This is a genomic window from Coleofasciculus chthonoplastes PCC 7420 (genome assembly GCF_000155555.1).
Taxonomy (GTDB): Bacteria; Cyanobacteriota; Cyanobacteriia; order Cyanobacteriales; family Coleofasciculaceae; genus Coleofasciculus; species Coleofasciculus chthonoplastes_A.
Genome location: NZ_DS989842.1, coordinates 384312 through 410258 on the forward strand (window position 1 = coordinate 384312; position 25947 = coordinate 410258).

Below are 25947 nucleotides of genomic sequence, written 5' to 3' on the forward strand. Positions count from 1 at the left end.
TAAACCCTTACAAAGGACAAATGACTAATGACTAATGACTCTCTCCAACTACTTATTCGGATCTAATTTCAGAACCAAAACGCCCAAGGGTGGCAAGCACAAATCAATATAATAAGACCAGCGAGGATGAGACCATTCCCCTGTCCAGCGACCCCCCATATTTCCCATATTGCTACCGCCGTAATCTCCAGCATCGCTGTTCAATACTTCCGCATAGAAACCGGGTTCGGGGACACCTATCCAATAGTCGGGATGAGGTTGAGGGGTAAAGTTACAGACAGTGACAATAAAGTCATCCGAGTCTTTTGCTTTGCGAATAAACGAGACGACACTATTGTCAGCATCGTTACAGTCAATCCACTCAAACCCTTCATGAGAAAAGTCTTGGCTATAGAGGGCGGGTTCACTTTGGTAAAGGTGATTCAAATCCGCCATAAACCGCTTCAGTTGTTGGTGGGGTGCATGTTGCAACGCGCCCCAATCTAAGTCTGCCCAAGCATTCCACTCATTCCGTTGCCCAAATTCCATGCCCATAAATAGGGTTTTCTTACCGGGATGGGTGTACATGTAGGCGTATAAGCAGCGGAGATTGGCAAATTTCTGCCAGTCATCTCCTGGCATTTTATTCAGCAGGTTGCCTTTCCCGTGGACAACTTCATCATGGGATAGCGCCAGCATGAAGTTTTCGCTGAAGGCGTACATGATGCTGAAGGTGACGCTATTTTGGTGGTAGGGACGATATAGGGGATCTTTAGCAAAATAGTCCAGCATATCGTGCATCCAGCCCATGTTCCACTTGAAGCTGAAGCCTAAGCCGCCCAGGTAAGTGGGACGAGAGACGAGGGGCCAAGCGGTGGATTCTTCAGCAATGGAGAGGATGCCGGGATAGTAGCCGAATATCTGATAATTCAGATAGCGCAAAAAGTCGGCGGCTTCTAGGTTTTCGTTACCACCGTACTGATTCGGTACCCATTCCCCATCTTTGCGATCGTAGTCCAGGTATAACATGGACGCCACCGCATCCACGCGAATCCCGTCAATATGATATCGGTCAAACCAAAATAGGGCGTTGGCTATCAGAAAGTTGCGAACTTCATTCCGGGCATAGTTGAAGACTAAGGTTCCCCATTCCTTATGTTCCCCTTTGCGAGGATCAGCATGTTCGTAAAGATGCGTACCATCAAAGAAGGCTAACCCGTGAGTATCTTTGGGAAAATGACCGGGAACCCAATCCACAATCACGCCAATATCATTTTGGTGACATTGGTCGATGAAGTACATTAAATCTTGAGGCGTGCCATAGCGAGAGGTGCAGGTGTAGTATCCGGCAACCTGATACCCCCAAGACCCATCATAAGGGTGTTCGGCCACGGGGAGAAGTTCGACGTGGGTGAATCCCAGTTCTTTGACATAAGGAATCAGGCGTTCGGCTAATTCCCGATAGGTGAGGAAGCGTCCCTCCGGTTTCTGGGAAACTTTCACCACAGGGCGAGTTTCCCCATCCGGGAATTCGGGCGGAGTCTCGGCACTCTCATGCAACCATGAACCCAAGTGAACCTCATACACAGAAATGGGTTGTTCTTGGGGGTCAGTATGGCGACGGCGTTCTAGCCAGTCTTCGTCGTGCCAAGTGTAGTCTAGGCTATTGACAATTGACGCGGTTTGGGGTCTAATTTCCTGTTCAAAGCCGTAGGGGTCGGACTTGTGATAGATATGTCCGACGTGGTTTTTCACTTCGTACTTATAGTGTTCTCCGACGCCAATTTCCGGGATAAACAGTTGCCAAATCCCGTTCCCCAGTTGGCGCATCTGATGTTCGCGTCCATCCCAGTTATTGAAATCACCGATAACGGAGACATTACGGGCGTTCGGTGCCCAGACTGCAAAGTGAACCCCTTGGACGCCGTTAAATTCCGTGGGGTGAGCGCCTAATTTTTCGTAAATGCGATGATGATTTCCTTCGGCAAATAGGTGAATGTCAAAATCCGTCAAACGCGGCGAGCGAAAGGCGTAGGGGTCATAGACTACCCGTTCATGCTCGCCTTCTTTAATCCGCAGTTGGTAGTTGGCTAACTCGGGTATATCAATCTCACATTCAAATAAATGAGGATGACTGACAGCCTGCATCGGGTATTCTTCCCGTTCGGTGGGGCGAATCACCCAAGCGGCGTCGGCTTTCGGCAGGTAAGCCCGCACAACCCAGCTTGTTTTACCCTCCCGTTCAATGGGATGAGACCCAAGTATTTCAAAGGGATCATGGTGTCGATTGCTCACAATCCGATCAATTTGGTCTGGGGAAATGGTTATTGTCATGGCGTTACCTTGTTTAACTTCCCAGACTTAATAGTAATCAAGATTTCTCCAGTGGCACAATTTGGTGTTTGTGTAGGGGCGGGTTTCACCCAGATGCGACTAAACCCGCCCCGACTGAAGTAAAGGGCGACCCGAGTCAATTGAGTGGACACAGTTGTTGATTAGAGCAAGCGGGTATCCGTGTCAACTTAAGCCAATCTGGATATTCGCGATCGCGCGGCTTTTAACCAGGCTCGGATCAGGGGTGCAATTCCTATGCCGATGGAGGAGTTATCTGATCGTGCCACAGCCAGTCTCGAACCGCAACGTGAGATCTACGTCTTTTATGTAGGGGATTGTGTGGCGCGATCGCGCAGATTCAACACAACCCCTAATCCTAATTGCTGTAACGTCACCACTGAACCATCAGCAATTTTAACTTTAAGAGAGAGATTGAAAATACTTCGGGGATTGACCCCTCGCATTTTCCGCTATCCCCCTACCCCTTACTTCGTTGAAGGGGTAGCCCCTCGCGATTCGGGTGGGCGAGTTTTCGGTATGTAAGGTGGACATTGCTCACCCTACTCAGTATGTAAGGTGGGCATTGCCCACCCTACTAAGTTTTGTCAATCGTTCTTAAACTTACACAATGTAAATTTGTCTTAGCGGATCACACTTACAATTGTTCTGGGTCAATTCCTCTAGCTCGTAGTTTCTCCATCAACGCTTGATAGCGCTGTTGTTCTTGTCCCAGTTCAGCCATTGCTTCCTCGGCGCGTTGACGTTCTGCTTCTGCCCGTTGACGTTCTGCTTCTGCCCGTTGACGTTCTGCTTCTGCCCGTTGACGTTCCTGTTCTCTTAGATGATCGAGTTCAACTGGGGTAAGAAATCGTTGTCCATCGGGGCGATAAATAACCAGGGTATTAGGGGTGAGTTCAAACCGGATTCCTAATCGTGGACTGACCCATCCATTCATATCTTCAATGGGGTCTAACCATTCTCCAGACCGCAATAAACCAGTTAATTCGATGTCATCTGGATCATAAATGTAATATTCTTCAACACCGTAACGTTGATAGAATAAGAGTTTTTCTGCCATCTTTTTGGCACGGTTCCCTGGCGATAGAATCTCAAAGACAACTTGGGGGGTAATATTATCTTCTCGCCATTGCTGATAGGAACCTCTGTCACCTTTCGGTCTACCGAAGACAACCATCACATCAGGGGCTTGGCACGTTTTCGGTTTTCCCTGAATGGGATACCAAAGTAAATCGCCAGCTACGAATACATCAGCATTAGCAGCAAATAATATTTCTATATTTTCCTTAACGGTAACAATCCAGCGAAATTGTTTTGTGTTGTCTGCCATCGGTTGACCATCGCTGTCGGGGTAGATAATATCGGTGGTTGAGTCAGTTTGCAATTGTTGGATCATATCACTGAGTACATTGAGTTGGGTTAATTTAGCAGGACTTACGCAGCTACACCATATATATATTGGTTAAGGTGCGTTACGCTACGCTAACACACCCTACATCTAGAGCCTTTGCGTAAGTCCTATTTAGGAAGGAAAAATCGTGTTAATTCATTTATTTTTATGCCATAACGTAGGGGCGCACCGACGTGCGCCCTACTGACGTGCGCCAAACAAACTATGCCCAAAGGCTTGCGCTCAGAAATGTCGCCAATTCTATGGCACTATTGTAGCTTTATTACTTTGAGCAAACAAACTTGAGTGAGGCTTCTTCCGGAGAACCTGAATTGGGTACACCTCCTCTGCCATCTTCTCCATAGTTATAATCTTCAATCGTTTGTCCGTCGGCATCCAGAAACCGCTCAAAACGCACTTGATAAATCTGATTCTGGCAATCCACCGCAATATAGTATGTAGTGCTGTATACTTCTTGCCCAGGTACGACATTCATTCTGGGTTGTTCGTGGATAAGTCATATCGATAGCCGCTTAAGGGTTTCTACCTGTTTATACATCTGACGGGAAGATGCTATGCACTAATAGTAGAGGGCGACCCAATTCCATTGAGTAGACTGGTATTTTTCATTAATCTAAGCGGGTCGCCCCTACAGGAGGTTAATCGGCTCTTATTTAATATTGAAAAAACAAGATTAACCCGAACAAAACTGCTGGCGAGTTATCTCAAGAAAGTCAGTCAAAGCTATTGACGGATTTTCCACATTGTACGCCTGTTGTAACACATCCGCCCACATCTGACGAGTGACAAAATACTCAGCTTTAGCATACGCGATCGCCTCGGCTGACGCTCCTTCTTCTTGCAATTGTGCCTCTATCGTCATCAACTCAGAGGAAATGCGATCGCGTGTCTGTCGATCCACCATCTGAAAGGCGAGTCGGTAAAGGGGAACAGAGTTCTCGTTAAATAATACCCAATAGTAACGCTCTCCCGATTGCAGCGCTTCCCCATCATACAAAAGCGTAGTCTCAGATGAACTCACTGGTTTACTCCACACCACATCCTGAGTAACATGCTGCCACAGTTCAAATTTGCCAATCTGTTCTCCCTCTTTGACTTGCCACATAAATAAGGGGCGATTACTCCAAACTAAGGGAATAGCTAAGGGATTATAGGCTGGAGAAATCGGACAAACCGAACCCCGACTTCCTCCCGTTCTTCCCCGCGCTGGGGGTTCAGTAGTATTGTCGGATGATAAGTCAGTTTGATATAACTCTGACCAGGGTAAGGATTGAGCTTGAGCCAGCGTTATCTTGGGTAGGAATAATTGATATCCAACCAGGCAACTGGTTAATGTGATTGACAATAAACCTAGTTTGTCCTTTGTCATTCGTCATTTGTCCTTTGTTATTTATCAGTTCCCCATTCTGTCATTCTGAATAGAGTTGTTTCCCCTGCTGTCATTCTAAATGGAGCCATTTCCACTTCTGTCATTCTGAATGGAGCGAAGCGGAATGAAGAATCTCTCCCAAGGCTGATGCCTTTTCCTCTCTCTAGCTTGCACTCAACAACATGAGAGGCTTCGCTCCCGTTCATTGCCTGATAATTTAATAGGATTATATCATCTCCCCAAGAAGCGATCGCGTCCCATTCACCACGCTCCCGATGTCATTGGAGAATGAAGCGAAGCATAAGGAATAATCTCTCCAGATACCGACGCCTTTTTCTCACTCTAGCTGGACTTTAAGCTACACTATTTGCGGCTTATTGGTAGGATATAAATCCCCAAAGCCGCCCCAGGAATCAAACAAGGTAACAAGATAGCACTGGTAATATAAAGCTGTAAACTAATCCCGTGATAAACCTGTGCAGGTGGAATAGAAAAGTCAATGATGGGATGGAACCACATTTGACCAAATTGGTACGAAAATCCGGTAATTGACTGACGTTGCGATCGCGACGGTAGATGCTATGATAACTTCTGAGCAGAATACGCGCCTGCTGAATTTCGCGATCGGTTAGGTGATGAAAATCCCGATAGATGCGCGAGAGTTGATTGGGTGTCGTATCGTTTAAAATTGCCCAATCACTAATTAAATACACTCCTTGTTCCAGGAGAAAACGATTCAATTCCCGATGCTGTTTCAGTTCAATTTGTCGGGAAACAAAGCAGCGCAAGCAGAGTTGGGCTAGGGTGGAAAATTCGGGATAATCTGTTGATTCCTCACCGCGACTCCATTGGATTAATTGGCGCTGAATTGGTTTGTCTGGAACATTTCCCTCATAGACGAATTGGGGAAATTGAGTTTGGCAGAACGTTTTCGCGGCTGGGATAACCTCTCGTTTACATCCAGCGATGGGATCTAAACGAATCAGCGTCCAGTATAGCGATGGCGCACTCATGATTTATTCGTCATTCGTCATTTGTGGAATATTTCTTGCACTTTATCAGGGCGGGTTTTGCCGCCAAGCTAGGGATAACAACCAATATTAGTCCCTAAACCCGCCCCTACTCTTCCCCATCTGACACACCGAGCGAAGTCGAGGTGTTCCCCATCTCCCCTATCCCTTTCTACTCAGCCGCCCCTGCTGCTTTCAGAATACCCACGACTTCCGGATACCCATTAAATTCAGCAATCATCATCGCCGTATAGCCCCCCCGATTTTTGAGGGTGACATCTGCACCTGCATCTAATAAACATTTCACGGCGGGAATATAACCCCGATGGGCTGCCCACATTAAGGCTGTCGCCCCAGCACTATCTCGCTGATTCACATCAACCCCGGCTGCTAATAATGAGCGTATCAGTTCACTATCCCCTTGGTCAGCCACCTTCATTAACAGGGTTTTCCCTTTTATATCGGTCATATTGGCATTTGCTCCCGCTTTGAGCAATACCGTTACCATTTCGGGATACCCCTGAGATAGGGCAAGGGTGAGTGGAGTTTCGCCTTGATTGCTGGCATTTACGTTAGCGCCATGTTGCACTAGCGCGATCGCAATCTCTGTGTGACCATGTAAAGCGGCTAGCATCAGTGGGGTGTCACCGAGCTTATTTTTCAGGTCTACGTTAGCATTACGCGGGAGTAACGCCTCCACAACCGCAGCATGACCTTCTACCGAGGCTAAATGTAAGGCTGTCTCCCCATCCGCATCCTGGAGATTAATCTCTGCCCCCGCCTCCAGTAATACCCACACAATGTCACAATGACCCCCGGCTGCTGCCGCCATTAGCGCCGTTCCCCCCCTGGGATTGGGGTGATTGACATCCGCACCCCCTGCGACTAAAGCTTGAACCACCAACCTATGCCCTTGATCCGCCGCTAACGTCAGCGCCGTTTCACCATCCTCATCTTGCAAATTGACATCAGCACCATGCGCCAACAATGACTGAATAATCGGTAAATAACCTAACTCCGCCGCCTGGATGAGTGCGGTTCTGCCATCAATGTTGCGAGTATTGGCATCAAACCCACCCTCCAGCAATCGGTTCACCATCTGAGTATGACCCTCACTCGCCGCCAGCAGCAATGCCTCTGAACTGAGTGTGCCATCTGCCCCGGCTTCGAGTAAGATGTTGACAATTTGAAGATGACCACTTTCCGCCGCTAGCTTTAGGGCGTTATCGTTATCTTTATCTTGGATATTGACATCGGCACCTGCTTGTAGTAAGCGTTGCACCAACTGGAGATGACCTTTATGTGCCGCCACCATCAGCGCCGTGCTACTATCTTCATTCTTGGCGTTAACATCAGCACCTGCGGCAATTAGCGTTTCCACTGCATCCACCTGATTCGCGGCGACGGCTAGCATGAGTGCGGTTAAACTGTACCGTTTTCGCGGCAGGTTAACATTAGCACCTGTGGCAATGAGCGATCGCACGATTTCGGTATAACCCCGTTGAGCGGCGATCATCAATGCTGTTGTGCCATCGCGATCAGTCGCATCGATATTCACCCCCTGACTCAGTAGGGCTTGGATTTGGGTCAAGTTACCACTTTGGGCGGCTTTCAGCAGTAAGCCATCAGTGTTTTGGATCATCGCTGTTGTCTAATTGCAGGGGAAATCTACCTCTTGGGAGGGAAGCCAGTTTCGTTATCAGACTTTAGACGAAACCGCAGCTATGCTATGTTAACTTTTGTCACTATATTAAAATTGCTCCAAGAAGCTTATGAACTTCGACATCCCAGAACCGATTAAAGTTTACTCTCAATTCTTTCACCCTATAGTGATGTGGCTCTTGCTGGCAACTGCCATTTATGCCCTGTATCTGGGGATCAAAATTCAACAGACGAGAACGGCAGAAGGTGAACTCCGAAAAGAGCTAGTCAAGGGCAAATACAATATCAAACACCATCAAATTGGTTCAGCCCTGTTAGCCTTTATGGTGATTAGTACCGTTGGGGCAATGGCGGTGACTTATATCAACAACGGCAAGTTGTTTTTCGGTCCCCACTTGCTGGTTGGCTTAAGTATGACTGCCATCATTGCCACCTCAGCGTCTCTGACACCCTTCATGCAAAAAGGACATAATTGGGCACGTTATAGCCATATTGCCCTGAATGCAGGGCTTTTAGGACTGTTTGGCTGGCAAGCGGTGACGGGAATGCAGATTGTGCAGAAGATTATCAGCAAAATGTAATATCGCAAAAGGCAGAGGGCACAAGGGAAGGAACAAGGGAATGATAACTCTTGAAGCGGACATGATATGACCCCTCCCTAGCCCTCCCCTGCAAGGGGAGGGAAGCGGAATATATTTTTTATGATGAAACAAGGAGCCTTTGAGAATACCCTATTGCCTAACTCATGACCAATTCCTTCGATCACACAGAAGCCTGGTATCCCGTTCATTACCTTAAGGATTTAGATCAGTCTCAACCCACGCAATTCACGCTGCTGGGTCGAGATTTAGTGATCTGGTGGGACAAGGTTGCCGATCGCTGGCGTGTCTTTGACGATCAATGTCCCCATCGACTCGCACCTCTGTCACAAGGTAGGATTGCTGAAGATGGACTGCTGGAATGTCCCTATCATGGTTGGGCATTCACCGGAGCAGGAACGTGCGATCGCATTCCGCAACAAACCGAAGACAGTAGCGCCCAAACCTCTCAACGCGCCTGTGTTACAGCCTTACCCACGACTGAATGTCAAGGGCTATTATTTGTTTATCCCGGCAACCCAGAAAACGCGCCCAATGTCAAGGTTCCCATCGTCGAACCCTTAGATGATTCCCCGGAGGGATGGGTTTGTATCGACACGTTTCGGGACTTACCCTATGATGCCTTAACATTACTGGAAAACGTCCTAGATGTGAGCCATGTTCCCTTTACCCACCACCGCTCGGTGAGCGATCGCGCCTACGCCAGTCCGGTTGAGCTAGAGGTCACGGAATCCGGGAAACAAGGGTTTAAAGGGGTTTGGGAACAAGGACCCCGTAAAGGAACCCTAGGACGCCAAGACACCACATTTCTTGCCCCCACATTAATGTGGCATGACCTCACCTCGAAACAATTTGGCAGAACCATGACGGTGGTGTACGCAACGCCGATTCGCAAGGGAGAATGTCGCCTATTTGCTCGTTTTCCTTTTAAATTTGCGTCTAAACTCCCCGGTTTCTTTATTAAACTCACGCCTCGCTGGTACTCTCACATTGGGCAGAATGGGGTTTTGGAAGATGATCAAATTTTTCTCCATTATCAGGAACATTACCTGGAATCCAAAGGCGGAAGTGCCAATTTCAGCAAAGCGTTTTACCTACCCACTAAAGCTGATCGGTTTGTGTTTGAGTTGCGCCAGTGGGTGAATCAGTACAATGCAGACCCATTTACAGACCAACCCTTACCTCCCCGATTATCACAGGAGACTTTACTAGACCGCTATCACTCTCATACGGTTAAGTGTAAAAGTTGTAGCACTGCCTTGGTGAGAATTCGCCAGATTCGGAGATGGGTTGCGGTTGTAGGGGCAATGGCTTGGGCGATTATCCCGTTACTGGCACTATTTTTTGACAAAACGGCAACGGTAGCCGCCATTGTCTCCAGTGGAGTCGCGTTAATTGCTGGCTTCGGCTGGTTTGGATTGGGTAGGCTGGAACGGCGATTCTATGAAGGGCGAACGATTCCACCCCGGAATCTGTCAGAGAGGTAGGGGAGGTAGGGGAGATGGGGAACACCTCGACTTCGCTCGGTGTGTCAGATGGGGAACACCTCGACTTCGCTCGGTGTGTCAGATGGGGAACACCTCGACTTCGCTCGGTGTGTCAGATGGGGGAGAGTAGGGGCGGGTTTAGGGACTAATATTGGTTGTTATCCTTAGCTTGGCTGCAAAACCCGCCCTGTGTGTAGGGGCGGGTTTTACCATTACAGCAGTTTGCTCTGCTATGCGGTACATTGTCGATCCCCCTAAATCCCCCTTAAAAAGGGGGACTTTGATCTACTTACTGTACTTCATGACAGCGCGAAGCGCTGTAACATTTGCTTGTCACCCTGATATAACTAAACCCGCCCCGATTAGAGTGCTTTTCGGGAAGCGAGTATAACAAAAGACATAAGACATAAGACGTAGCTTGCTTCTCGATGAAAGCGAGTATGACGAATGACAAATGACCGATAATATACTGATAAGCAAATTATCGCTCAATGAATTAGTCGAACGTGTGAGGAAAAAGAGTTGATTAGCCCAATCATCTGTTTTGTTCTGGCATTTGTCCTCGCTTCTTTCGTGGAGTATTGGATGCATCGCTTGATGCACGCGAATGCCCGCATTGGTGAACGTCACCGGGATCATCACCGCCGCAATGAAGGACAGGGGGTGCTGTGGGAGTTCCGGGATTATGTGCGGGGTAGCTTTATTGTTATGTGCCTCCTATTTTTCTATTCGTGGCAAGTTGGACTCGGTTGGTTCCTGGGTGGACTTTTTTATGCTGCCTTTTCTGCTTATGCCCATCAGCTACAGCACGAAAATCCAACCAAGTGTTTCTGGATGAAAATGCCTGTTCACTATGTCCACCACAAATATCAAATGTGGCATCACAATTTTGGTTTAGCTGTTGATTGGTGGGATCGGGTTTTCGGAACTTATAAGTCTGTGGAATGGCTAACTGATGAGGAATTGCAGCAACCTGAACGCGGGTATTTACAACTGCGCTGGCGGTAAAGGTGTAGGGGAAGCAGGGGAAGCAATGTAGAGACGTAGCATGCTACGTCTGGAAGCTAGGGGAGCTGGGGGAGCTGGGGAAGCTAGAGGAGCCAACGAATGACAAATGACGTAGCTTGCTTCTCGCTAAAGCGAGTATGACCAATGACCAATGACAAATCACAATGGAATTTTTACAATAAATTCGGTACCTTGTCCAAGAGTCGAAGTGCAATAAATTTGCCCTTGGTGTTTTTCGACGACAATCTGATGACTAATCGATAATCCTAATCCTGTACCACTACCGACAGGCTTGGTAGTAAAAAATGGATCAAATATTTTCGGCTTAATATCTTCATTGATACCAGAGCCATTGTCGGCAATTCGGATAATAATAAAGTCGCTTGTCGGTTGTCCATCATCCGTGGTTGGTTGTTTGCTGCCAGTATCGACTTCAGTGGAGATAGTAATTAATCGTGGTGACGGTTGATCCTCCAAAGCATCGATCGCATTATTCAAGATATTCATAAATACCTGATTTAATTGACTGGCATAACAGGTGACTAATGGGAGTTGAGTATAGTGTTTAATTACCTGAATCCCTTGGGCATTACCCGCTGCCTTGAATCGATGCTGTAAAATTAAAAGGGTATTATCAATCCCTTCATGAATATCAACTTTCTTGATTTCTTTTTCATCCAAGCGGGAGAAGTTTCTTAACGAGAGAACAATGGCACGGATGCGATCAGTGCCAATTTGCATGGATTTGAGCAAATTTTGCCAATCGTCGAGCAGAAAGTCTAGATCAATTTCTTCAATCAGTTGTTGAAGTTCTGCGGTGGGAGTGGGGTAGGTCTTTTGATAAGTTTGAATCAAACGAACTAAATCTTGAACATATTCCTTAGCAGGAGTCAAATTACCGTAAATAAAACTAACCGGATTGTTAATTTCGTGTGCCACACCAGCAACCATTTGCCCAAGACTGGACATTTTTTCGCTATGAACCAATTGGGCTTGGGTGCGTTTGAGTTGATTTAAAGTGAGTTCTAGATCTAACGCTTGTTCCTGAGTTTTCTGTAATAATTGTGCTTGCTGTACGGCGACGCCAAACTGAGTGGCTATTTGCACCACGACACTGATTTCCGATTTTCGCCAAGCGCGAGGACTGGAGTTTTGATAGGTGGCGAGTAATCCCCAAAGTTTTTTACCACAAAATATGGGAGCAATAATGTAGGATCGGGCTTGGAATTGTTCAAGGAGTTCGATATAACAGTCCGTAAATCCAGCGTTATAAATATCTTCGACGACTCGATAACTTGCACCTTGGCTGTAAGCACCGCCTCGCGTTTCTTTTAGATAGGTATCCTGTAGCGAGTTATCGGATTGGAGATTGGTAATGTTAGGGTTTGGACAAGAATAAGGCGGGTAAAGTTGGGGATGGAAACTTGAAATCGAGAGGTTTTCTGAGCCATCCAAGCTTTTGAGGGTACAACGTTCTTCTTCTAAAGCATCGGCTTTGAGATCCGGGTTATTTTGCTGTTCAAGGGTTAACGTCACCCAGCCATCCGCCACAGACTCGGCGACAAACTCGCCACTCCAATCCGGATTGAACCGATAGATGGCGACGCGATCGCACCTCAAGACATGGCGCAATTCTTCTGTTGTCGCTGTGAATATCTTGTCAATATCTAGGGTTTGACGCATCCGTTGCAAAACTGTCGCGATCGCCCTCTCCCGCACCGCACTCTCCCGTAAGGCTTCCTCTGTGCGTTTGCGTTCAATGGCTGTGGCAATGATATTGGCAATGGCTTGCAAAAAGTAAATATCATCATCGGTGAATTGGCGTTTTTGGGTGGTATGAACCGCTAATACGCCAAAGGGTTGATTTTGACCGGGAATTCTCGTACTCATCCCACTGACAATCCCATGATCCTGGAGTAAAGGTGAACCCTGAAACCGTGTCTCTGTGGGTAAGTCTGTGACAATAATCGGTTCCCAACAGACCAAACTATAACCGAATTGAGATTCTTTTCCAGCACTCACTGTAGCTTGACCCACTAATCCCGCTTGCCAACCGAATCCGGCTACAAGAAGCAATTCCTCACCATTGGGTAAACGTTGCAGAATTTGGCAATAGTCTACGTTCAACGTTTGGGAAACTAGAGTGACTGTCCAATCCATTAAGAGTGATAAATCTGCCTCAATTAATGCCTCTTGACCCAGTTGCGCGATCGCGGCGTCTTGGCGTTGGCGAATCCTTAGCGCTGCTTCGGCTTGTTTGCGTGGGGTAATATCGGTCACCCGTACCAGATGCATTGGCTGACCTGCCACATCAATTTGTCGAATGGCTAAGTTGCCCCAAAATACGTTACCTTTTTTACTGACATATTCTAACTCTTGCTGCCAAAATCCGTAGCGCTTAACCTGATTGGCGATAGAACGCAGTTGTCCGGTTGTAAATCTTTTTTTTTGGAGAAGATGCCCCTCGGTATTGAGTAATTCTTGCTTACTTTGGGCTTCAAAGAGTTCTACCGCACGGTGATTGCAATCTGAAATCACCAAAGTTTTGGCATTGACGATAAAAATGGCATCAGCCGATTCATTAAATATCGATTCAAATAAGTCCTTAGTACGAGCATTTTCTTGGACTGTGCTAAACGACTGGGAGGTTGACTTCCTTAGCCAACGTGTGATCAAAATGATCATCCCTGTCGTGGTCATGAATAGTCCTAGACATAAACTAATCGTCGTGCGCGTGTTAATAGCGTTATGCTGAAAAAATTTGTTGGTTTTAGCTAAAATTACATGACTAGAGGAATTGCCGATAAAATTTATAATGTTCGAGTTGACTGGATCGGGTTGTATAGTTGGTCGATTGGGTAAACTGATTGGACTGAGATGAGACGTCGCTGATTCAGGGGCGAAGGATGGCTGAACGCGATCGCTAATTTCGTAAGCTAATTGAGAAGCTACCCCATGGAAAGCTTGTCCATTGCTGAACGTCAAATATCCCACTGACCCTACCATTGCGGCAATTGGCACAACAAGGAGGATAATCAGGATGCTTCCCAGGGACGTTTGCCTCAACTCCTGGGCAATCAGGTGGTATATTGTTTTGATATACATAGGAGGTGCATAGATAATCAAAACCCTACTTCAGACTAACATCCCCTAGAGTGTCAGTTCGTATTCAGGATTGCTGTAGCCATTAGCACCAGACAGACTAACAGAGTAAGTAGGTAGGGATAATTAAAGTTAACGGTGGGGATTATCATTCGTAATACTCGCTTCCCGAAAAGAAGCAAGCTACGTCTTATGTAAGGGTTTGAGGCGTGTTGACAAAATTCAATCTAGTTAAGTTTATTTCCACTAACCTATTTATTTGAATCAAATGTATTTTAGTAAACCACTGTAATTTTATGCTCGATAAATTTTAAGTTTTACTTTTATGATAGTTATTGCAATCGCCATAGCTGTTAGGATACATCCGCACCATTGTAGAGACGTTGCATGTAACGTCTCTACTTGGACTTCTACCGATGAATGCAAAATTAAACAAGACTTGATATAATTTCCAATATTTGTTCCTAAACCCGCCCACCCATTGAGCCTAGTGTTGGGTCGAAACTCACTTTCACTTCATGTTTGCCAATTTCCTTCCCGCCCAAATCCAGCAGCTTACTGAGTCTACCTCAATTGCCCTTGCTCAGGCGATCGCCCGCCAAGATATTCTCACACCCCTGAACCCCCAACCCATTGCCACCACTTATGTTCATCAGGGAAAAGGGGGAACACCCATCCTGTTATTACATGGCTTTGATAGTTCCATCTTTGAATTCCGCCGCCTGTTTCCCAAATTAGCTGAACACCAGGAAACATGGGCGGTAGATTTATTGGGATTTGGCTTTACGAATCGGATATCTGAGATCACGTTTAGCGCCAGCGCCATCACCACTCATCTTTATTATTTCTGGAAAACCCAAATAGAAGTCCCCGTAATTCTGGTTGGGGCGTCGATGGGAGGGGCGGCGGCGATCGATTTCACCTTAACCTATCCCCAAGCCGTGAAAAAGCTGGTATTGCTGGATAGTGCAGGTTTCACCAGTCCCCCGCCCATTGGCAAATTCCTGTTTCCCCCCTTTGATTATTGGGCGGTTGAGTTTCTGCGGCGTCCCAAGGTGCGGGAAAATATTAGTAAGAACGCCTATTGTGATCCCAGATTTGTTTCGGTTGATGCTTTACTTTGTGCTGCGCTTCATCTAGAAATGCCGGGATGGCATCGGGCATTAATTTCATTTACTAAAAGTGGGGGATATCCGCCGTTTGGTCAAAAACTTACCCAAATTCAGCAGCCGACGTTGATTTTATGGGGGAAAGATGACCGAATTTTGGGAACAAAATATGCTCACAAGTTTGAAGCGGCTATTCCTAATTCTCAACTAATATGGATTGAGGACTGTGGTCATGTCCCGCACCTAGAAAAGCCGGAAATAACGGCAGAATACATACAGCAGTTTGGCGAGTAATATAGTAACCGCCATAGCGGTTAGGACACATCATTTATGTAGAGACGCGCCATGGCGCGTCTCTACAATGGTGCCGAAAGTGAGGCAGGGCGGGTTTTGTTGTAAATTTATGGGTGAATATGTGAATTGAGTCCCTAAACCCGCCCCTACATTTATGACCACTGACTAAATGGATGCCGGACTAAATTAGCATTGTAATAGTGAGGATCTCCAGTTACTTCTTGACCAATCCAATCCGGTAACTCTACATCTTGATTTTCATCAGTTAGTTCGACTTCGGCAAAAATTAATCCTTCATTCTCACCCATAAACTCATCCACTTCCCAGACTAAACCCTTACACTCTATCCTATAGCGCGTTTTTTCAATCAAAGGGCGATCGCACAATGTCTCTAGCATTTCTTGAGCATCTGATCCAGGAATAGGATACTCGTACTCGACTCTGGAAAAATTATCGGTTTTCCCTTTAATCGTCAGATAGCCTTGATCTCCAACTAAACGCACGCGCACCGTCGTCAGGTTATGAGTAGCAATATAACCTTGACGATAGAGCATTCCTTGACCAAGGGTGCGCCATTGATCGCCTTTAACTAAAAATTTTCGTTCAATTTCGATTGCCATGGCTGCAATGTTACCTCGCAGGCTTTGATAAAATTAGGGTAAGTCAATAATCGTGATTGAATAAATTATGCCAGAGATTGCCCGGTTCTACGGAATTGTGATTAAGGTGTTTTTTGGGGATCACCCTCCGCCTCATTTTCATGCAATCTATGGTGAGTACAATGCCTTAGTGAGCATTGAATCATTGGAAATTATTGAAGGAGATTTACCAAGTCGCGCTCAGAAATTAGTTCTAGAGTGGGCAAATTTATACCAGCAAGATCTTTTACAGATGTGGAATACTCAAGAGTTTCGTAAACTACCTCCTTTAAAGTAGACTAAAAATAGCTAGTATGAAATACCCAAAAATTTGCCAAGCAAAAGCCATTAACGATCACACCTTGGTGATTGAATTTACGAATCAAGAAGTTAAGAAATATGATATTATTCATCTTTTCGGAAATCCTCAGTTTGCTCCACTTCGTAAACCTGCATTTTTCAAGAACTTTAAGGTTGAGCAAGGGGGCTACGGGATTGTGTGGAATGAAGATATCGATCTGAGTGAGTATGAGCTTTGGAAAAATGGCATGACGGTAGTAGAAGGCGAACTCCAATTAAAATTAACCAGTAATTAGCCGCCGCCGGGTTAAACGGCTTCAATTCCTGACTGTCGCTGGGTCATTGCCATTACCGAATTGACAGTAAGTTCAGGCAAATTACCCAAAGTCGGCAACCTATCCAATCCTGAGCATACCAGCGGCAGATCATCCCCCTGCCAAACCCATATCTGTTGACGGGTGGGGTCAATTAACCAAGCTAATTGTGTGCCGTTGCTCAGACAATGGAGAATCTTCTTCTGTAAGTCTAGGGTACTTTGGTCAGGGGAGCGAATTTCAATCAGCCAGTCTGGTGTGCCATCGAACGGTCCATCCTGATCAGGAAGACGCGCGATCGCAATAATGGAAATATCCGGCACGGGTGAGTAGGGAGGAACTAAACAGCGTAACTCTTGAACCGCTTCAAACTCGTCAGTATAACGGTTGATGTAATTAACCAGATTGCGTTGTAGACGCGAGTGAAACAGAGTCGGCATTGGCTTTTGGATAGCACACCCATTTAGAAACTCCCAAGCCGGAGAAGACTCGATATTGGGTTGAGACAGAAACTCAGTTAGTGGGGTAGTGATGACTGAACTCATAAAACACCCTCCGTCACAGGAAACCTCAAAACTTGGTCGGGGCGGGCGCGAGTTAAGTTAGGGGTTTGTGCCGAAACGTTACGGGTAAAACCCGCCCCTACAGATTGGCTTCTCAGACGCTTCAAAAGCGCGTCTCTACAATCCCCGCACCTCTTAACTACCAATACCCAAACGCACCGCTAACGCTGGCGTGAAGGGAATCAATGTTGCCACCATTAAAAATAGCGCCACTAAGCCTAAAATTGCTCTCGTATCATCCGGTTCGGTAATTTCATTGAGACTCGGACGCTCCAAAGAACGCTGCAAAAACAAAATGATAATTGCCCAATACAAAATCAATGGATTAGAGGGATTCGCTAATGCCACAATTCCCAAGATGACCAATGTCGCAATCGTCGTGCGGCGAGCTGTTTTGCGTCCATAGATAGCCTGAACAACCCGCCCCCCATCTAACTGTCCCGCTGGCATTAAATTCAACGCGCTAATCACTAACCCCAACCAACCCATAATAGTTAAGGGGTGAACGTCAACAAGGGGTGCTTGCAGAGAATTCCCCAAAATAATCCGGGCTAACCCACCAACCAAAACCGAACCTTGGAAAAATTGAGCCGGAACCTGAAAGGTACTGCCTTGATGAGACAAAACCAAGCCCAACAGCAGTAGGAAAACAGACGCAATCCCACCCGCCGCCGGTCCAGCTAAGGCAATGTCAAATAAAGCTTTACGGTTAGGAACCAATGATTCAAAACGGGTGATTGCCCCAAAGGAACCGATTTGTAAACTGGGAATAAAAAATGGGAAACTCAAGCGAACCTGATGACGCCGTGCTGCCCACAAATGACCGAGTTCGTGAACTGCCAAAACCGTGCAAATCCCCAAACCTAAGGGCAAGGTTTCCTTCACCCGTTCAGGTGCGGTAAACAAATCAAAATTGAGCAAAAATCCAGCCGCTTCTAAGCTAGTAACAATGGTAGCCACCAGCAACACCCCTGCCAAAATTTTCTGAGGAATCGTTAGCGGTTGGGGATCATTGCTACTGGGTAGAACAATCACCACGGGTTTTCCTTCGGGATCTTCAACTAAAAAGAGTCGGTAGCGATCATCCAACCGTTGTTCTAAACTGGCAGATAAACGGGAATGCACCGCCTCAGGCTCACCGCCACGCAGATTCCCCTTAAATATCACCCCTTCCTGGTAGGGAATGGTTTCTGTGGCAAAGAATGTATCAATACCAAAAATTCCCTGGATAGTCTTCAGATCTTCTGGCGAAATGGGTATCACTTCAGTCCCGGCGGGACTACTACTCTCTGGTGATGGGGCGGTTGCTGAGGTGTCTTCTTGCCGTGACACATCTTGACTGTCGTTGGGATCAGATTTCTCATGGAGTAACTGGTTGGCACGCTTCTGCAAGACGGCATCTTGACCTTCTTCCCGCAACCGTTTACCGAGGAAAATATAGATCCCGGTTGAAACCACCAATAAAAACAAGATACCAACAATATTCAGATAAATTCCGGCAGCCAATAGGACAAAAAATATCAGCCAGGGAACCGTCAACACGAGGGACTGCAACCAGGCGAGGATGCCGAGCCTGCCGTAAGTTCTGGCACGCCTATATCCCCAACCGATGACACCAAGGGCGACAAGGAGAAGTAAAACTGTTGCAGTCGTCTCTGATCCGTTGAACATGTTTAATGAAACTTGTAGCAGCAAAAGCCAATAGTTCTACTGTAGCTGAGTAGGGAAGCTGCGGAAAGTCGCTGTTGATGAATCACTCACCACTGTTCTGGTAACTGAGTAAGGCTTGTCTGAGATTTCCTTGCTGTTGACTCAACAGGCGATCGCAGACTGGGGCATCTTCTCCTGTCCAGTGCATCAGCAGTGCCAGTTTCACCCGGCGTCCGCTGCGTTCGAGTAAAAATCCGGCTTCGTCTCGACTCAGGTCAGTCAGGTCTTGTAGAATTCTTAAAGCACGGTCATGGAGTTTTTTATTGGTGACGGCGACATCAACCATGCGATTACCGTAAACTTTGCCGAGTTGCACCATCACACCCGTAGACAGGATATTTAATGCCATTTTGGTCACAGTTCCGGCTTTTAAGCGTGTTGAACCCGCGAGAATTTCTGGACCAACAAGTAAGCGAATATCTAAATCTACCTCATAACTGACTTGTTCAGCAGGGACACAGGCAAGCAAAATTGTCGTAGCGCCGCGTTGTCGTGCCGCTTGCAACGCCCCGCGTACATAGGGTGTTGTCCCACCTGCGGTAATGCCCACCACCACATCCAATTCCGTCACCTGACGGTGCGCGATCGCTTCGATGCCATCTTCTTCCCGATCTTCCAAGTTTTCTGAACTTCGGATTAACGCCCCGGCACCGCCAGCGATAACGCCTTGTACAAGTTCGGGATGTGTACAAAAGGTGGGAGGACATTCAGCCGCATCCAGTACCCCTAAGCGTCCGCTAGTCCCTGCACCGACATAAAAGAGACGCCCTCCTTGTTTCAGGGCTTTTGCCGTGCGCTCAATGGCTTGTGCTAGTTGAGTTCTAACGGCGGCGATCGCCCGAATCGTTTCCTCATCCTCGCGATTAAACAAATCCACTAACTCTAGCGAGGTGAGCTGGTCGAGATTTTGACTTTGAGGGTTTACCTGTTCCGTTAGCAGATAACCTCGTTCCTCCAACTTTTTCATCTGATTTATTGTAAGTGTATTTCTGAACTACATTAAGTTCTGTAAATATTCCTCAAACCCTTACGAATGACATAAGACGATCGCCACCGTTAACTTGAAATTTTCTCACCTTACAACAATCCCTCTAGCTGACGGCGAATTCGATCCAGATCAGACATCTCTGGTTCTTGAGTTGGCGTCCCATCAGGTTGCCAGTCTGTTTTTTCCACATTTGTTTCCGGCGGTAATGCCAACATCCCGGTTTCAACGAGTTGGCACTCATAGCCGGCACTTTGGCAGAATTCTTCAATTTCCTCAACCTCCAGCGCTTCCACCGAGGGATTGGGGAAATCCTGGGCTTCCAGCATCCCGCCAAAACGAATGGCGTCATCCTCTGACTCAAACATCAACACCACATTGCGATCGCCGATTTGCAGGGTGTGAATCCCCTCGTTTTCGCTACGAGTATTGAATAAGAGAACATAGACTTGTTTCGGTGCAACCATAACCTATTCAGATGGGAGTGATCGACAGACAAAAAAATCGTCTTTACCCAGAATATCGGTTTAATTCCCTTAATCACCAGCTACTCGACCATAACGAGCGATAAACCTCTGGCTGGGGTGCTGTTGATGGCACAACCACGCCCACATCTGATCGCCGCAGCAGAAGTGCCACCATTCCCCTGGATGACGCTGAAATCCTGCCTTTTGCATGATATCCCGTAACAATTGCCGATGGGCATGATAGGGGAGGTGCAATTCTTGGGCGTAGTAATCTGGATCAGAACGGGGTGAGAGTTCGTCAATCTCCGAACCCATGTCAATCGTCTCATCCTTCTCATTGACAAGCGTAATATCCACGGCTGCACCCGTACTATGAGGTGGTGGGGTTAAGGGATCAGGACTCGGTAATGCCCAAATTTTATACACTTGCTGCCATATTTTCTGGCGTTCTGATTCCGATAGAGTCGCTGGGTTGATGTTTTGCGATCGCACCACTTCAGCGAATGTATGGTTGACCATAAATTCCTGAACCGCGACAGGACGATAGGCATCAAAAATCAGGATACGCCAACCCGGACATCGCTGTTGCAGGTAATGTTGAGCTGTGATTAATGCCTCTAACACCGTCTGGCGCAAATGGTAGGGCGATGTCTTCCCGTAAGGAGCGCCCAGTTTTTCATAAGGATGAAGGGATTCCACCGCGAACCGTTCCAAGGGTATGGGAACTAGGGGTTCTCCACAGTCTCGAATCGGAATCTGGTAATAGGGTTTCATTGTTCTTGTCCGTGATCATTAGTCCTTTGTTTTTTAGACTAATGACTCAAGACAGGTATAGCACTACGCATTAAGGTTAGGACTTGCCTAGCGCGTAGCGCTATACAAGAAATCCCCTGACCGTCAGAACAAGCGCTCAGGGGCTAAAGAATACAGTGTTTCCTCTTAGAACATATCCAACTCAAAGAGCGAAATAATCCGTATATTTCCGGAACTTTGCTAGCCAGTTCATTTGTATCACCGTAGGATCACGGAGAAAATTATGTACTTTCGTAAATAAATGTTAAATTAATTAAAGGAAACAGACTGTCAGGGTAAGACCTATAAAGAAAAAGGACTTACGTTTAGACACGGAGATACTGCTTAGATAACTCGATGGCGTAAGTCCTTGATAAGTCGTATGTGCTTAACTACTATTGTGTATTTCTACTTACGTAATTTCCTCAGCAATAGTAATGAATCTTAATACGCGATTTAGCGGATAGTTATCAGTGTGTGCCAAAACGTTATCTGTAAAACCCGCCCCTACAGATCGGCTCCCCCAGATCCCCTCTCATCCTTGGGAGTTGCGTCCGGAATCGGATCATAACCGCCTGGATGAAATGGATGACAACGTAAGATGCGCCGTAGTGCGAGGATACTTCCACGCCAGGGACCAAAGCGTTCAATGGCTTGTAGGGCATAGGTTGAACAGGTTGGATGAAATCGACAGGTTGGCGGAAAGATCGGGGAAATTAAGGTTTTGTAGGCTCGAATCAGCCAAATTAATAAAATTTTCATCATGTAATAGAGTGTTATAGGCACTCCTCTGTTATTCTGTGTTTAACTCTTGTTTGACTCAATACCTTTCTTAGAATCAATTCCGGCGTTATGGCTCCACATTAGTATTGTGGCACTGGGGCTAGGTGTGATTGTGCTATCCGCTGAGACACTCCATCGCCGGACTTCTACGAATTCAGAATTAGCCCGCAAAGTAGTTCACATCGGGACGGGCAATGTGATTTTAGTGGCTTGGTGGTTACAAATTCCCGCCTGGGTTGGTATAGCCGCATCGATCATCGCTAGCGCGATCGCACTTTCGTCGTATTATGTGCCATTTTTGCCCGGTATCAACAGTGTGGGACGTAGAAGTTTTGGTACGTTTTTCTATGCAGTGAGTATGGGCATCCTCATCGCCTGGTTTTGGTCGCCCCATCAATTCCACTATGCTGCTATTGGCATTTTAGTCATGACCTGGGGAGATGGACTAGCGGGATTAATGGGTCAGCGATTTGGGCAGCATAAGTACCAAATCTGGGGGATGACAAAAAGCTGGGAAGGTTCTTTGACAATGACTCTGATCAGCTATGGGGTCAGTTGTTCAATTCTACTTGGGGTTCAGGGTAATGTTTGGCAAACGTGGTTACTCCCTATCGCTGTGGCGTTAGGGGCTACAGGTTTAGAAATGTTCTCGAAGTGGGGCATGGATAATCTTACCGTACCTGTAGCTAGTGCTGCTTTAGCGTTTTACCTTCATCAACTGTTTCCCTTAGTCTGAGTTTTGATTATGTAGGGCTTGCTGCATGAGTGTAGATGATATACCACACAAGGGTTTCCAGCCATTTTTTGACCCAACAAGTCCAAGGTTTTGGTGACTAGACGGTCAAAAACCTTGCAATGCAAGCCTAAAAGCAGCATCTTCCTCATCTCTCCCATCTCTCCCATCTCCCCCTGCTTCCCCTGCTTCCCCAGCTTCCTACCCCCACCACCAGACCTCACAAGGGTAGGTTTTTTAAGATTGCGGTTCAGGTAAGACAAGGAAGACAGGTAGACCAGTAGACAAGGAAGAGTGAGAACGAAAAATAGGGCGTTTCGGCTTTTAGAAGTTAGTTTGACCGAACCGAATTCTGTACGGTTTTTCCCCCTTGTCTACTTTCCTTCCTTGTCCTCCAAGTCTTGTCCCCACCCTAAGGTAAAAAACCTACACCTGTCAGCACCACCAGACTCCCTGAAGCAAGCCCTATGTAGGGGCGGGTTTAAGTCAGTGACATTCGCTTGAAAATAGTCCTGATTGCGGCAATAGCGATACAAGCGATACCCCCTATTTCTAATATCCAGTTCATCCTCAATCCGACCACTTGCCAACCGATCAAGGCATCAATATGATGAAAGGATGAGGCGCGAATGACAATAAAACAAGAAAGGAACATTAAACCTAAAAGCGCTAACCAATAGGTTTGCCGTTCAGCATAGACGGCGCGTCCGATTACCGAAACTAAAAGTAACGCCGCAATCACAATTCCTGCAATAAATTGCGTCTGAACCATCCGACGCTGCTGATACCAACCCTGAGATAGCGCTAATTCCTTGCCGACTACAGTCACCAAAGACTGTAGATCTAATTGCTTATTAATACCCAGCAATAATAAAAGAATAGCGAAGAATCCCCATAGCCAACGAATTTGACTCACTCGCTGTAGAGGGAAGACGAGCCGATGAGGTAAGGCACTGATCAGGCACAATAACGCTGTGATAAAATACGCCACGACTGTAAACCAGCCCATAAACGTAGGATCACCGATTCCGGGTTGCCAGTGACCATTAATAATAACTGCGAAAAGTTGCATCCTGTGTGGAAAAAAGTTTTAAGTTTTGAGGACAGTCGGAAAAGGTTGAGAACGAATAGCACCGATGTCAGCGAAGTTCGTAGGGTTGGAGGGGTGTTTACAAAATTTAATACAGTACCGTTTTCTTTGTTCCATTTTACCCTAAGATGAACTGCTCAAGTATTTCTGCCGCGCTGCACTAGCGACTCCGTACCTACGTCGCCCCGCTATCCTTCCCCATGATGGCGCGTGGAGGACGGGGATTCCCGCGATTCATGTTGAGTTTTAATTGTGTAGGGGCGGGTTTATGAACTTTCGCACAAGCTATTAATGATAACGTTTATTCAAAACCCGCCCTAACCGAGTTTTAAGTTATGAGTTTTGAATTATGAATTTAAAGTCCTTGTTCCCTGTGCTACGAAAAATGACGGAGCGTGCTTGGCGCTTCGCGAATATGAGCAATCCCCAATCCCCCATCCCCAATGAAGCTATGCTGCTGACGGATGAATTGCTCCTCTATTACAAACGCTGTCGGCGTCGAGCGTTTCTCGATTATTATGGTGATCCGAGTCAAAAAGATCCGCCCCAAGATTTTCTACTGAAACTGCGCCAAGATAGTTCGGCGCATCGGCAAGCTATCCTCAAAAGCACAGAATACGAGGGAAGCTATGGTTCTGCCGGAGAAAGTCCACTCCTATCCTTATTACCGACTGGAGCAAACCTGACACCGATACAAACTCCTAACTATGGGCGAGATGATTGGCAAGCGGGAGCGCAGGCGACGTGGGAGTTGATGCAGCAAGGAGTCGATTGTATCGCTAAGGGACTTTTGCTCAGGCAAACGGTTGAGGGAGTCACGCTGCTGGGTTCTCCTGATTTATTGCTCAAACAGCCGGGACACTCGATTTTCGGGGATTGGATGTATGTTCCAGTCTCGATTAAATTCGGCAGGCGGGCTAAGGCAGATTATCAAATCATCGCGGCGTTTCATGCCCATCTTTTGGCTGAAATACAGGGGAGTTTGCCCAGTCAGGCTTGGTTAATTTTACGGCGTCAAAATGCCTACTCGGTGACTCTGGATAAATGGCTACCCCTGATGCAGGCGGAGTTGGCAGACTGTATCCAAACTCTGCAACAACCTCAAGCGCCGGAAGTCTTTATCTCACGTCAAAAATGTGGGCTTTGCCATTGGCATAGTAGCTGTTATGCGATCGCGCAATCTCAAAAGCATATTTCGTTGATACCCGGTGTTACGCCAAAGCGCTACCAGAGTTTACAGGAGTTAGGGATAACGACGGTAGAATCCCTTGCCCAAGCTGAGATTAGCACCTTGGCTTATGAGTTTGGCAGCGAAGTGGGATTCAATTTAGTGCAACAGGCTCAATCGATTCAGTACAATCGGGTGATTCTGCGTCAGAGAGTTGAGCCAGCTAGGGAGACTCCACCATTCGACAGGTTGACGGAATCGGAGAACAATGCAAATGGTGCTGGAATTAATTCTTACTCAGAGTTTCAGCCTTCGATGGGATATACGGATCGATTACCCCAAGCCTCTGTCGAACTCTTCTTTGATATCGAGGCTCAACCCGACTTAAACCTGGACTATTTACTAGGTATCTTGGTGATTGATCGCTCCACCAATACCGAGACATTTCACCCCTTCTTGGCAGAACATCCCGACGATGAAGCCCTGATCTGGCAGCAATTTTTAGAGTTGGTGTGGCTCTACCCCGATGCTCCCATCTTTCATTTTTCTGATTATGAAGTCGAAACCGTTAAGCGCTTAGCTAAACTTTACAAAACCCCATTCACTCAGCTACAGCCCTTACTGTCGCGCTTTGTCGATGTTCATCAGCAGGTTATGAGTACAGTAACCTTACCCGTGGAAAGCTATTCGCTCAAACATTTAGCGCGGTGGTTAGGCTTTGAGTGGCGCGATGCGGCGGTAACGGGTTCTCAATGCGTCTGTCTCTATGAACAGTGGCTGACAACAGGCGATCGCACGGTACTGGAGATTATTCAACGCTACAATGAAGATGATTGCCGTGCTACTTATCACTTGAAGGACTGGTTATGCGGATTTTTGCAGGCAAATGCTCCCACCTCTGCCTGAAGAATACTAAGTTATGCAAAGATTTCTGAAAAAACCCGAACTGGTTATTAATATTACAATTTTCTCTAATCAATCAATGTTAGCGTAGATAACATTGAGGGTTTCGCAGTCGTTGA

At 46.7% G+C, this 25947-nt stretch carries 24 protein-coding genes; 8 read left to right on the forward strand and 16 right to left on the reverse strand.

What is annotated here, in order from left to right:
• Positions 1 to 48: 48 nt before the first annotated feature.
• From glgB to MC7420_RS03520, 7 genes are all read right to left on the reverse strand, one after another.
• Positions 49 to 2313, reverse strand: coding sequence for a 1,4-alpha-glucan branching protein GlgB (glgB, locus tag MC7420_RS03490; RefSeq protein ID WP_006098388.1), 2265 nt, complete (start codon positions 2311 to 2313; stop codon positions 49 to 51).
• Positions 2314 to 2636: 323 nt separating this feature from the next.
• A complete protein-coding gene (locus tag MC7420_RS39100) occupies positions 2637 to 2777 on the reverse strand; it encodes a hypothetical protein (RefSeq protein ID WP_006098723.1) in 141 nt (46 codons plus the stop codon).
• Positions 2778 to 2968: 191 nt separating this feature from the next.
• Positions 2969 to 3727 (reverse strand): Uma2 family endonuclease, encoded by a 759-nt coding sequence (locus MC7420_RS03495; RefSeq protein WP_006098690.1) that lies wholly within the window; start codon positions 3725 to 3727, stop codon positions 2969 to 2971.
• Positions 3728 to 4004: 277 nt separating this feature from the next.
• Positions 4005 to 4217, reverse strand: a complete 213-nt coding sequence (locus tag MC7420_RS03500; RefSeq protein ID WP_006098757.1) for a hypothetical protein — start codon at positions 4215 to 4217, stop codon at positions 4005 to 4007.
• A gap of 198 nt (positions 4218 to 4415) precedes the next feature.
• Positions 4416 to 5111, reverse strand: coding sequence for a hypothetical protein (locus MC7420_RS03505; protein ID WP_006098694.1), 696 nt, complete (start codon positions 5109 to 5111; stop codon positions 4416 to 4418).
• A 413-nt stretch (positions 5112 to 5524) separates the two neighbouring features.
• Positions 5525 to 6124: a hypothetical protein gene (locus MC7420_RS03515; RefSeq protein ID WP_006098753.1), complete on the reverse strand. Its 600-nt coding sequence runs from the start codon at positions 6122 to 6124 to the stop codon at positions 5525 to 5527.
• A 169-nt stretch (positions 6125 to 6293) separates the two neighbouring features.
• Complete coding sequence (locus MC7420_RS03520) at positions 6294 to 7763, reverse strand: ankyrin repeat domain-containing protein (protein ID WP_006098671.1); 1470 nt, start codon at positions 7761 to 7763, stop codon at positions 6294 to 6296.
• 130 nt (positions 7764 to 7893) lie between these two features.
• On the opposite strand from MC7420_RS03520, the gene MC7420_RS03525 reads away from it, so the two are divergent.
• The 3 genes from MC7420_RS03525 to MC7420_RS03535 all read left to right on the forward strand — a co-directional run bounded on the left by MC7420_RS03525 (position 7894) and on the right by MC7420_RS03535 (position 10877).
• Positions 7894 to 8364 (forward strand): DUF4079 domain-containing protein, encoded by a 471-nt coding sequence (locus tag MC7420_RS03525; RefSeq protein WP_006098591.1) that lies wholly within the window; start codon positions 7894 to 7896, stop codon positions 8362 to 8364.
• A gap of 164 nt (positions 8365 to 8528) precedes the next feature.
• Positions 8529 to 9869: an aromatic ring-hydroxylating dioxygenase subunit alpha gene (locus MC7420_RS03530; RefSeq protein WP_006098410.1), complete on the forward strand. Its 1341-nt coding sequence runs from the start codon at positions 8529 to 8531 to the stop codon at positions 9867 to 9869.
• Positions 9870 to 10391: 522 nt separating this feature from the next.
• Positions 10392 to 10877, forward strand: a complete 486-nt coding sequence (locus tag MC7420_RS03535; RefSeq protein WP_006098637.1) for a sterol desaturase family protein — start codon at positions 10392 to 10394, stop codon at positions 10875 to 10877.
• Between the two features lie 159 nt (positions 10878 to 11036).
• Here MC7420_RS03535 and MC7420_RS34815 read toward each other — a convergent pair whose 3' ends face one another.
• Positions 11037 to 13982: a GAF domain-containing sensor histidine kinase gene (locus MC7420_RS34815; protein WP_006098422.1), complete on the reverse strand. Its 2946-nt coding sequence runs from the start codon at positions 13980 to 13982 to the stop codon at positions 11037 to 11039.
• Positions 13983 to 14497: 515 nt separating this feature from the next.
• On the opposite strand from MC7420_RS34815, the gene MC7420_RS03545 reads away from it, so the two are divergent.
• Positions 14498 to 15382, forward strand: a complete 885-nt coding sequence (locus tag MC7420_RS03545) for an alpha/beta fold hydrolase (RefSeq protein WP_006098677.1) — start codon at positions 14498 to 14500, stop codon at positions 15380 to 15382.
• Positions 15383 to 15534: 152 nt separating this feature from the next.
• On the opposite strand, the gene MC7420_RS03550 is transcribed toward MC7420_RS03545, so the two are convergent.
• Complete coding sequence (locus MC7420_RS03550) at positions 15535 to 16002, reverse strand: CYTH domain-containing protein (RefSeq protein ID WP_006098438.1); 468 nt, start codon at positions 16000 to 16002, stop codon at positions 15535 to 15537.
• Between the two features lie 67 nt (positions 16003 to 16069).
• On the opposite strand from MC7420_RS03550, the gene dhiT reads away from it, so the two are divergent.
• Positions 16070 to 16318 (forward strand): type II toxin-antitoxin system toxin DhiT, encoded by a 249-nt coding sequence (gene dhiT, locus MC7420_RS03555; protein ID WP_006098319.1) that lies wholly within the window; start codon positions 16070 to 16072, stop codon positions 16316 to 16318.
• A gap of 16 nt (positions 16319 to 16334) precedes the next feature.
• Entirely contained in the window at positions 16335 to 16616 is a 282-nt protein-coding gene (locus tag MC7420_RS03560; protein ID WP_006098509.1) for a DUF2442 domain-containing protein, read from the forward strand.
• Between the two features lie 11 nt (positions 16617 to 16627).
• Here MC7420_RS03560 and MC7420_RS03565 read toward each other — a convergent pair whose 3' ends face one another.
• The 6 genes from MC7420_RS03565 to yidD form a co-directional block, all read right to left on the reverse strand.
• Entirely contained in the window at positions 16628 to 17179 is a 552-nt protein-coding gene (locus MC7420_RS03565) for a Uma2 family endonuclease (RefSeq protein ID WP_006098758.1), read from the reverse strand.
• A 153-nt stretch (positions 17180 to 17332) separates the two neighbouring features.
• A complete protein-coding gene (locus tag MC7420_RS03570) occupies positions 17333 to 18868 on the reverse strand; it encodes a site-2 protease family protein (protein WP_006098521.1) in 1536 nt (511 codons plus the stop codon).
• A gap of 82 nt (positions 18869 to 18950) precedes the next feature.
• Complete coding sequence (murQ, locus tag MC7420_RS03575) at positions 18951 to 19874, reverse strand: N-acetylmuramic acid 6-phosphate etherase (RefSeq protein ID WP_006098392.1); 924 nt, start codon at positions 19872 to 19874, stop codon at positions 18951 to 18953.
• Positions 19875 to 19984: 110 nt separating this feature from the next.
• On the reverse strand, positions 19985 to 20359 hold the full coding sequence (locus tag MC7420_RS03580) for a DUF3110 domain-containing protein (RefSeq protein ID WP_006098513.1): 375 nt from the start codon (positions 20357 to 20359) through the stop codon (positions 19985 to 19987).
• 69 nt (positions 20360 to 20428) lie between these two features.
• On the reverse strand, positions 20429 to 21133 hold the full coding sequence (locus MC7420_RS03585; RefSeq protein WP_006098385.1) for a M15 family metallopeptidase: 705 nt from the start codon (positions 21131 to 21133) through the stop codon (positions 20429 to 20431).
• A 525-nt stretch (positions 21134 to 21658) separates the two neighbouring features.
• The gene (gene yidD / locus MC7420_RS03590; protein WP_044204732.1) at positions 21659 to 21913 is read right to left on the reverse strand and encodes a membrane protein insertion efficiency factor YidD; all 255 of its coding nucleotides are present in this window, start codon (positions 21911 to 21913) and stop codon (positions 21659 to 21661) included.
• Positions 21914 to 21962: 49 nt separating this feature from the next.
• Between yidD and MC7420_RS03595 the strand changes: the two genes are divergently transcribed.
• Complete coding sequence (locus tag MC7420_RS03595; protein WP_006098380.1) at positions 21963 to 22670, forward strand: diacylglycerol/polyprenol kinase family protein; 708 nt, start codon at positions 21963 to 21965, stop codon at positions 22668 to 22670.
• 478 nt (positions 22671 to 23148) lie between these two features.
• On the opposite strand, the gene MC7420_RS03600 is transcribed toward MC7420_RS03595, so the two are convergent.
• Complete coding sequence (locus MC7420_RS03600) at positions 23149 to 23739, reverse strand: hypothetical protein (protein ID WP_052307417.1); 591 nt, start codon at positions 23737 to 23739, stop codon at positions 23149 to 23151.
• A gap of 469 nt (positions 23740 to 24208) precedes the next feature.
• Here MC7420_RS03600 and MC7420_RS03605 point away from each other — a divergent pair, with 469 nt between their 5' ends.
• The gene (locus MC7420_RS03605; protein WP_044204971.1) at positions 24209 to 25831 is read left to right on the forward strand and encodes a TM0106 family RecB-like putative nuclease; all 1623 of its coding nucleotides are present in this window, start codon (positions 24209 to 24211) and stop codon (positions 25829 to 25831) included.
• The last annotated feature ends 116 nt before the right edge of the window (positions 25832 to 25947 follow it).